This is a genomic window from Pseudomonas sp. GM60, from assembly GCF_000282415.1.
In the GTDB taxonomy this organism is placed as follows: domain Bacteria; phylum Pseudomonadota; class Gammaproteobacteria; order Pseudomonadales; family Pseudomonadaceae; genus Aquipseudomonas; species Aquipseudomonas migulae.
Window position 1 is genome coordinate 1 of sequence record NZ_AKJI01000071.1, and the last position, 7,764, is coordinate 7,764.

Here is a 7,764-nt window from a genome sequence, read left to right on the forward strand (position 1 = left end):
AGGACCGGAGCGAGGGCATGCCGAGCCTTAGCGAGGCACCGAACGAAAGGGGCAAAAGCGCTTTGGTTACTTTCGCGCTTTTCGAAAGTGACTCGCTGTAAGGGCGAAACCAATAGCCGCCGCAACCGAAAAAACGGATATGCACCCGGTCAACAAACCAAGCAGGCCCACTCCCACAAGAACAATAAAAAGCCCGCCAAGGCGCAAACCTTGGCGGGCTTTTTTGTACCCGGGCGGTTTAGAACGCGCCCATGTAATCGCGCTTGCCCACTTCCACACCGTTATGACGCAGCAATGCGTAAGCGGTGGTGACGTGGAAGAAGAACTGCGGCAGACCGTAGCTCAGCAAGTAAGCCTGGCCGCTGAAGCGCTTCTCTTTCGGCGTGCCCTGACGGGTGATGATCTCGATGCCTTCCTTGCCATTGATCTGCTCGGGCTTGATCTCGCCAATGTAAGCCAGAACCTTGGTCAGCAACGCTTGCAGCTCGGCGAAGGTGGTTTCGGTGTCGTCGTACTTCGGCACTTCGATCTCGGCCAGACGCGAAGAAACACCCTTGGCGAAATCAACAGCGATCTGCACCTGACGCACCAGCGGGAACATGTCCGGGTACAGACGGGCTTGCAGGAAAGCGTTCGGATCAATGTTCTTGGCGGTGGCGTGGGCTTCTGCCTTGTTCAGAACGTCGCTCAGGGCATTGAGCATTTGTTTGAAAACAGGGACGGAAGCGTCATACAGGGAAATGGTCATGGCAGTCTCGTGTGGTGACAGGAGTAAAACGTGGGGTCGATTATAGCGATGCACGGTCCCAGGTGAAGCGATAGATATGGGCCGGCGGACCAGGATGGCAATTGCCGTTGTCGGCGTCGGCACCGACGATCGACCATTGCGCCCGGGAGGTCTCGCCCAACTCGCGGGCAGCCTGCGGATTGAAGCACTGACCGAGCTGTTCATCCGGCACCAACGCGTACGCCTGCGGATGTTCACGCAACCACTGCGCCGCCTGCTCGACCGTTGAACCGATCATGCCGAAATGCACGATCGGCTGCCTTGCGAACAACCAATGGCCCTCGCGCCAGTGGACCAACACCAGGTCGGCGCCCCGAGTCATGGTCGCCGCTTGTGCCATCAACGCCTCGTGGGGATTGGCGCCGTCCTTGACCGGCTCGATGAACCCTCGGGCGAACCACAGCGTGAACCAAATCACCGCCACCCCCTGAAAAATCCGTCCCCCTAGTCGGCGTTGACGGAACCAGCGCCTGAGCAACCAAGGCATCAGCGGTGCGGCGACCAGCACCAATCCCGGTAGCGCCGGATAAATGTACAACTTGCGCTTGCCGCTGCTCAGGCAGAAAAATAGCACCACCAGCACCACCCAACCCAGCAGCACCAACACGCGACCATCGTGCTTGCGTAATTGCCGGCGCCAGGCGGGGATCAGCCACGGCAGCGCCAGCACCAGCGGCAACCAATATTGCGGAATGACGCTGACGAAGAAGTACCAGAACGGCTCCCGGTGATCCCAGGCGGCCGCATAACGCCCCGCCGTCTGGCGCAGCAGGATTTCCCGCACGTAGGCAATTTCCTCAGCACCGCCATTGAGCACGATGGACAGCGCCAAGGGCAGCAGCCAGATGCCCACGGCACCGAGCAGCACCACAACACCCAGGCACCATTTGCGCGCTTCGCCCGGCATCGCCACCACGCCGGACCAACCTTTGCGCACCGCGTAGGCATACGGGATCAGCATCAACGCCGGCACAAAGCCGACCCCTTTGGTGATCACGCCGATCCCCATCGCCGCGCAGCCCGCGTAAAACCAGCGCCAGGCCGGCCCGAGCAGCAGGTGTCGGGCCAGACCGTACAGGCCCAACGAGGTGAACAGGATCAGAAAACTGTCGATCTGGCCGGTGCGCAGAATGCTGTAGGTCTGATAGGTCGCCAGGTACAGCAGCGCGGCCGTCCGACCGGCTCGTTGGTTCCAAAGCCTGCGACCCAAGTCGTAGAGCATCGCCGTGACCGAGGTGGCAGACAGCAGCCCCGGAAGGTAAAGGGCAATGGCGGGCATCCCGGTGATCCAGGTGAAAAACGCCACGGTCCACATGAATATCGGTGGTTTATCGCCGTAAATCTCGGCAGCGCGATGGGGAATCAACCACGACCCGTTGTGCAGCATCTCCAGCGCCACGCCGAGGAACCGCTCCTCGTCCACATTCTGCGGCTGGCGCAACCCGAGCCCCGCGCCGACCAGCAACAAAGCAAGCAGCATCAGCCCCAGGCATTCGACGCCGGGTGAAAGGGTTCGGCGCATGGGTCAGTCCTTCAAGGTTTTGCTGCGGGCAATCAATTGCAGGTTGCGCAAATAGACGATGGAACCGAACGCCTGGCCGATGATGAACACCGGGTCCTGTCGATAGATGGCGTACGCAAACAACAGCGCGCTGCCGATGATGCTCAGGTACCAGAAGCTCACCGGTATCACGCTGCGTTTTTTGTATTCGCTGTACAGCCACTGCAGGACAAAGCGCCCGGTGAAGGCGATCTGACCGCTGAAACCGACCACCAACCATAGGGTTTCGCGGGACAGATTCATCCTTCGATCTCCTGCGGCCGGGTGTTCAGGCGTGTGCGCCGGATCAGCCACCAGACACCGATCAGGTCGAGAATCCCCACCAGCGCGCGGTCGATGTTGCCGTATTTGGAGACGCCGGCCGTGCGCGGTCGATGGTTGACCGGGTGGGTGAGCATGCGGCCGTTGTGGCGCTGGATCAGCGCGGGGATGAAGCGGTGCATATGGTCGAAGTACGGCAAACGCAGGAACGCCGCACGCTGGATCAGTTTCAACCCGCAGCCGGTATCCGGCGTCTGATCCTTGAGCATGCGTCGGCGCAACCCGTTGGCAAACCGCGAAGCCCAGCGTTTGCTGGCAGTGTCACGACGGTTGACCCGGTGCCCGGCGACCAATTGCAGGTCGGCGGCTGCCGGCTCACGACGCACCAGCGCCAGCATGCCGGGGATGTCCGCAGGGTCGTTTTGCCCGTCACCATCGAGGGTTGCCAGCCATTGGCCACGGGCGGCGAGCGCGGCGTGATAGAGCGACGTGCTCTGCCCCAGCGAGCGTTCATGTTGCAGGATGCGCAGCGTGTTCAGCCCGTTATGCCGGGTCTGCCGCAACGCCTGCAACGTGGTGTCAGTGCTGCCATCGTCGACGACGATGACTTCATACGCTTCATCCGCCAGCGCGACGCGGATTTCTTCCAGCAGCGCGGTGAGATTGCTCGCTTCGTTCTTTGCCGGAATCAGCACGGATACAAATAAGTCCTGGCTCATGGAGGCCCCTGTTTTCCTGAATTTTTTATGTTCGAAGATCAACGCTTCAGCGCTGATAAAAGTGGCGATACCACTTCACGAATTGCCCGACGCCGGCCTCGACCGTCACGTGCGGACGAAAGTCGACCCACTGCGCCAATGCCGACACATCCGCCCAGGTCCTGTGCACATCGCCCGCCTGCATCGGCATCAAGTTGCGCCGGGCAGGCCGGCCCAGCGCCGCCTCCAGGCATTCGACGAAATCCAGCAGCGCCACCGGCGTGCCGCGCCCGATGTTGAAAATCCGGTTGACGCCCTCCCCGGCGTTCTCCGGCAACGGCGGGCGTGGACGCAGGCGGACGATGCTTTCGACGATGTCGTCGATGTAGGTGAAATCCCGCGACATCAAGCCCTCGTTGTAGAGGTCGATGGGGCGATCGTTGAGGATCGCGTCGGTGAACTTGAACAGCGCCATGTCTGGGCGCCCCCAAGGTCCGTACACGGTAAAAAACCGCAGGCCGCTGGCCCGGAGCCCGTAGAGATGGCAGTAGCTGTGGGCCATCAGCTCATTGGCGCGCTTGCTCGCCGCGTACAGCGAAACCGGGTGATCGACGGCGTCCTCAACGCTGAATGGCAACTTGCTGTTGGTGCCATACACCGAACTGCTCGAGGCATAAATCAGATGGTCCGGGCGATGGTGTCGGCAGGCCTCCAACACATTCAAAAACCCTGTCAGGTTCGATTGCGCGTACACGTCCGGGTTGTCCAGCGAGTAGCGAACACCCGCCTGGGCCGCCAGATGGATGACATCTGTGAAGCGGTGTTCCTTGAACAACGCCATCAAGGCAGGTTTGTCGACGATATCCAGCGTCTGGAAACGAAAGCCCGACAAGGCTCGCAGCTCCTTGAGCCGAGCGTGTTTGAGCGCCACGCTGTAGTAGTCGTTGAGGTTATCAATGCCGACCACTTCAAGGCCTTGCTCACACAGGCGCTTGACCGTGTGAAAACCGATGAAACCCGCAGCGCCGGTAACCAGTACGGTCATGGCAGGTGCGCGCCGATCAGCGCATTATTGCCAGTCGATTCCAACGTCAGCGTCATGCCTTGCTCCCGGTTGCAGTCAGTAAGGCCAGTGACGTCGTCGATACGCTCTGACGCCGCGCCCCTCAGGCGCGACCGTCATCGCGCGGCCATGCATACGGTGCCCGTCGAATTGTAAAAATCGCGTTATGGATTGATGTAGCTTTTATGACCATTGCCGGGGGACGCGACGAATTCAGTTGCCATTGGCGCCCGCCCATCTAAAGTGCATGCCAGCTGAAGAAGAATATGAATCAGGTAAGGACGCAGCATCATGAGCATTGAGCAAGAAACAACCTTCGACGAGCCACGGCTCAACAGCACAGAAATCCGCATTCTGGGTTCGCTGATCGAGAAACAGGCCACCAGCCCGGAAACCTATCCGCTGACCCTCAATGCCCTGGTGATTGCCTGCAACCAGAAAACCAGCCGCGAACCGGTGATGAACCTCACCCAGGGCCAGGTCGGCCAGAGCCTGCGCGCCCTCGAAGGTCGCGGCTTTGCCAAACTGGTGATGGGCAGTCGTGCCGACCGCTGGGAGCACAAGGTCGACAAGGCACTGGAACTGGTGCCGGCACAGGTGATTCTGACGGGACTGCTGTTTCTGCGTGGTCCGCAGACGGTCAACGAACTGCTGACCCGCAGCGGCCGCATGCATGAGTTCGAAGATGCCGAGCAGGTTGTGCATCAGCTTGAACGACTGATTGCGCGCGGTCTGGCGCTGCTGATTCCGCGCCAGGCGGGGCAACGTGAAGACCGCTACATGCATGCGCTGGGTGATCCGGCGGACATCGAAGCGATCCTCGCGGCGCGACAGAATCCGGTGGAGCGTGGTGGCGGCAGCGGCGTGTCGGTAGAACGCATCGAAGAGCTCGAAGCGCGGATTGCAGCGCTGGAAGAGCGCCTGGCACGCCTCGAGTAACCAGTAACACAGATCCAAATGTGGGAAGGGCCGGGCGACGTTCGCTTGCTCGCGAATGCAGTGTGTCAGTCGATACAGTGTTAACTGACACACCGCATTCGCGAGCAAGCGAACGTCGCCCGGCCCTTCCCACATTTGGGTTTGTGGTGTTAGTGGTTACTCGCCGTCCCAGTAATCCACGCCGTCGGCCTGTCTGGCGATGGCAACGAAGCCCGAAGCATTGCCTTCGGCATCGACCTTGAAGTCGTCCATCACCGCGTACTTGCGGGAGTCCGGGTATTCGCAGATTTCCGGCGATTGCTGGGTGCTGACCGCCAAATAGCGCAGTTCAGCCTTGCTGGTGTTGATGATCTGGTGCGCCGCTTCCGGACCGCCCGGCGGGCAGGCGATCACGTCACCGGCGCGGATCGGAAAACGCTCGGTGCCAAGACGAATCTCCCCTTCCCCCGCGACGACGTAGAACATCTCCTCGTTGACCCGATGACTGTGAAACGGGCTACCGCGCATGCCCGGTTCCAGCACGTACAAACGATAACCGAGCTTTTGCGCACCCAGTTGCTGACCGATGCGAGCCATCCGCTGTTGATAACGGCCGGCGGTTTCACCGGTGGGCGCGAGGGCTTCGGGCAGCGGTTCGAGATCGACCTGATGCAGGTTGAGGATGGGGGGATGCATGGGAAACCTCGGGCACGGTTTTATGGGGTGGCAAGTCTTGTTTTGCTGGGGGCAGTATAGGAAATTTGCTGCGACTGACTGGATACCGAGTCGCAGCCATCGCGAGCGGGCTCGCTCCCACATTTGATCGCATTTCTACTGGAAGAACTCGGTCGAATGTGGGAGCGAGCCTGCTCGCGATGAGGCCAGTACTGCCAACAAATAGCAGAAGGCCTCAACTGCGAGCGAACTCCACCGCCTTCTGAAACTGCTCCTGCGTCGGACGCACGCCGGTGTACAACACGAACTGCTCCAGCGCCTGGATCGCGATCACTTCCAGTCCGGTGATCACCCGCTTGCCTTCGGCACGTCCCCGCACGATCAGCGGTGTTTCCGAGGGGATCGCCACCACATCGAAGACAGTCTCCGCTGCTGCGATGGTTGGCGCATCGAACGCCAGGTGATCGGCCTCAGGCCCGCCGGTCATGCCGATCGGTGTCACGTTGATCAACATTTGCGGGCGCTGGCTGCCCAGTTCGGCTTGCCATTCATAGCCCAGCGATTCAGCCAGGGCACGTCCGGCGTGCTCGTTGCGGGCGACAATCAGGCCGTTCTGGTAGCCACCATCGCGCAATGCGCTGGCCACTGCCTTGGCCATGCCGCCGCTGCCGCGCAGGGCAAAAGTCGACGCCTTGGGCACCTGGTGGGTTTCCAGCAACTGGGCGATGGCGATGTAGTCGGTGTTGTAAGCCTTGAGGTGGCCGTCCGTATTGACGATGGTGTTGATCGATTGAATCGCGGCAGCCGACGCGTCCAGTTCATCGACCAGCGCAATGCTGGCTTCCTTGAACGGCATCGACACGCCGCAGCCGCGAATCCCCAGGGCGCGGATGCCTGCGACGGCACCGGTCAGGTCCTGGCTGCGGAACGCCTTGTAGTAGAAATTCAGGCCAAGTTGTTCGTACAGATGATTGTGAAATCGCAGGCCAAAGTTCCCGGGGCGGCCCGACAGGGACATGCACAGCTGGGTGTCTTTGTTGGGGTTCATCTGCATGAAAAATCTCCTTCAATTGCACTTTCAGATGGACGGGATTAGCCATGCCATCGCGTTCTGATCGATCATATCCGCGTACCTGCTCGTGGCAGCGAAGTTGGTAAGGAAGCCGGTACAGACCTTACACAAAATTTACCCAACGGCTGTGCTGATTTTCAGAAATACGCTGTCTTAGAAGTATCCCCGCGACAATCCTTGGGTCTATTGCAGACGCAAGCGCCGGGTCGATGAACCGAGGAACTATCATGATCCGTAAAATCCCCACAGTTGCCTTGCTGATCGGAGCTCTTGCTATCGCAGGGCAGGCAGAAGCGCATGGCGGTGGCGGGTGGCAAGGTCCAGCGGTATTTGGTGCGATCGTTGGCTCGGCCATCGTCGGTTCGGCCATCATCAATAGCGGCCGGCCGGTTTATGTGCAGCAACCGGTTTACGTGCAGCCACAGCCGGTTTACGTGCAGCAACCGCCACCGGTTTATTACCAGCCGGCACCGGTTTATGTGCAACAACCGGGTTATTACGGCCCGCCGCCGGTCTACTACGGCCCTCCCCGTGGTTATTACGGCCCGCCACGCGGGTATTACGGGCCTCCGCATGGTTATGGCCGCTGGTAACAGGCTCACGCAGGCTTTGACTGGGTGTATATCCATTGTTTGGGTGATGGCTGATATTGGTTTCGCCCTTACGGCGAGTCACTTGGAGAAGCGCCAAGTAACCAAGCGCTCTTGCCCCTTTCGTTCGGTGCCTCGC

9 protein-coding genes are annotated in these 7,764 nt (G+C 60.3%); 2 read left to right on the forward strand and 7 right to left on the reverse strand.

The genetic code is table 11. The annotated features are described in order from the left end of the window. Positions 1-238 precede the first annotated feature (238 nt). Genes PMI32_RS11490 through PMI32_RS11470 form a run of 5 tightly spaced genes read right to left on the reverse strand, consistent with a single transcriptional unit; the run spans position 239 to position 4,352 of the window. Positions 239-748 (reverse strand): DUF1993 domain-containing protein, encoded by a 510-nt coding sequence (locus PMI32_RS11490; protein ID WP_008030762.1) that lies wholly within the window; start codon positions 746-748, stop codon positions 239-241. 40 nt (positions 749-788) lie between these two features. After that, a complete protein-coding gene (locus PMI32_RS11485) occupies positions 789-2,309 on the reverse strand; it encodes an ArnT family glycosyltransferase (RefSeq protein ID WP_008030763.1) in 1,521 nt (506 codons plus the stop codon). A 3-nt stretch (positions 2,310-2,312) separates the two neighbouring features. Then, on the reverse strand, positions 2,313-2,591 hold the full coding sequence (locus PMI32_RS11480) for a lipid-A-disaccharide synthase N-terminal domain-containing protein (RefSeq protein WP_008030764.1): 279 nt from the start codon (positions 2,589-2,591) through the stop codon (positions 2,313-2,315). Next, the gene (locus PMI32_RS11475) at positions 2,588-3,328 is read right to left on the reverse strand and encodes a glycosyltransferase family 2 protein (RefSeq protein ID WP_008030766.1); all 741 of its coding nucleotides are present in this window, start codon (positions 3,326-3,328) and stop codon (positions 2,588-2,590) included. Before PMI32_RS11475 ends, PMI32_RS11480 begins: the two co-directional genes overlap by 4 nt. A gap of 46 nt (positions 3,329-3,374) precedes the next feature. After that, positions 3,375-4,352 carry an NAD-dependent epimerase gene (locus PMI32_RS11470; RefSeq protein ID WP_008030768.1) on the reverse strand — a complete coding sequence of 326 codons (978 nt, stop codon included), beginning with the start codon at positions 4,350-4,352 and terminating at the stop codon, positions 3,375-3,377. Positions 4,353-4,661: 309 nt separating this feature from the next. Between PMI32_RS11470 and PMI32_RS11465 the strand changes: the two genes are divergently transcribed. Continuing rightward, a complete protein-coding gene (locus tag PMI32_RS11465) occupies positions 4,662-5,309 on the forward strand; it encodes a YceH family protein (RefSeq protein WP_008030770.1) in 648 nt (215 codons plus the stop codon). Between the two features lie 156 nt (positions 5,310-5,465). On the opposite strand, the gene PMI32_RS11460 is transcribed toward PMI32_RS11465, so the two are convergent. Further along, a complete protein-coding gene (locus tag PMI32_RS11460) occupies positions 5,466-5,984 on the reverse strand; it encodes a cupin domain-containing protein (protein WP_008030772.1) in 519 nt (172 codons plus the stop codon). Between the two features lie 214 nt (positions 5,985-6,198). Beyond that, positions 6,199-7,017, reverse strand: coding sequence for a shikimate 5-dehydrogenase (locus PMI32_RS11455; RefSeq protein ID WP_008030774.1), 819 nt, complete (start codon positions 7,015-7,017; stop codon positions 6,199-6,201). Positions 7,018-7,262: 245 nt separating this feature from the next. Between PMI32_RS11455 and PMI32_RS11450 the strand changes: the two genes are divergently transcribed. Continuing rightward, on the forward strand, positions 7,263-7,628 hold the full coding sequence (locus tag PMI32_RS11450) for a hypothetical protein (protein ID WP_008030776.1): 366 nt from the start codon (positions 7,263-7,265) through the stop codon (positions 7,626-7,628). Positions 7,629-7,764: the final 136 nt, after the last annotated feature.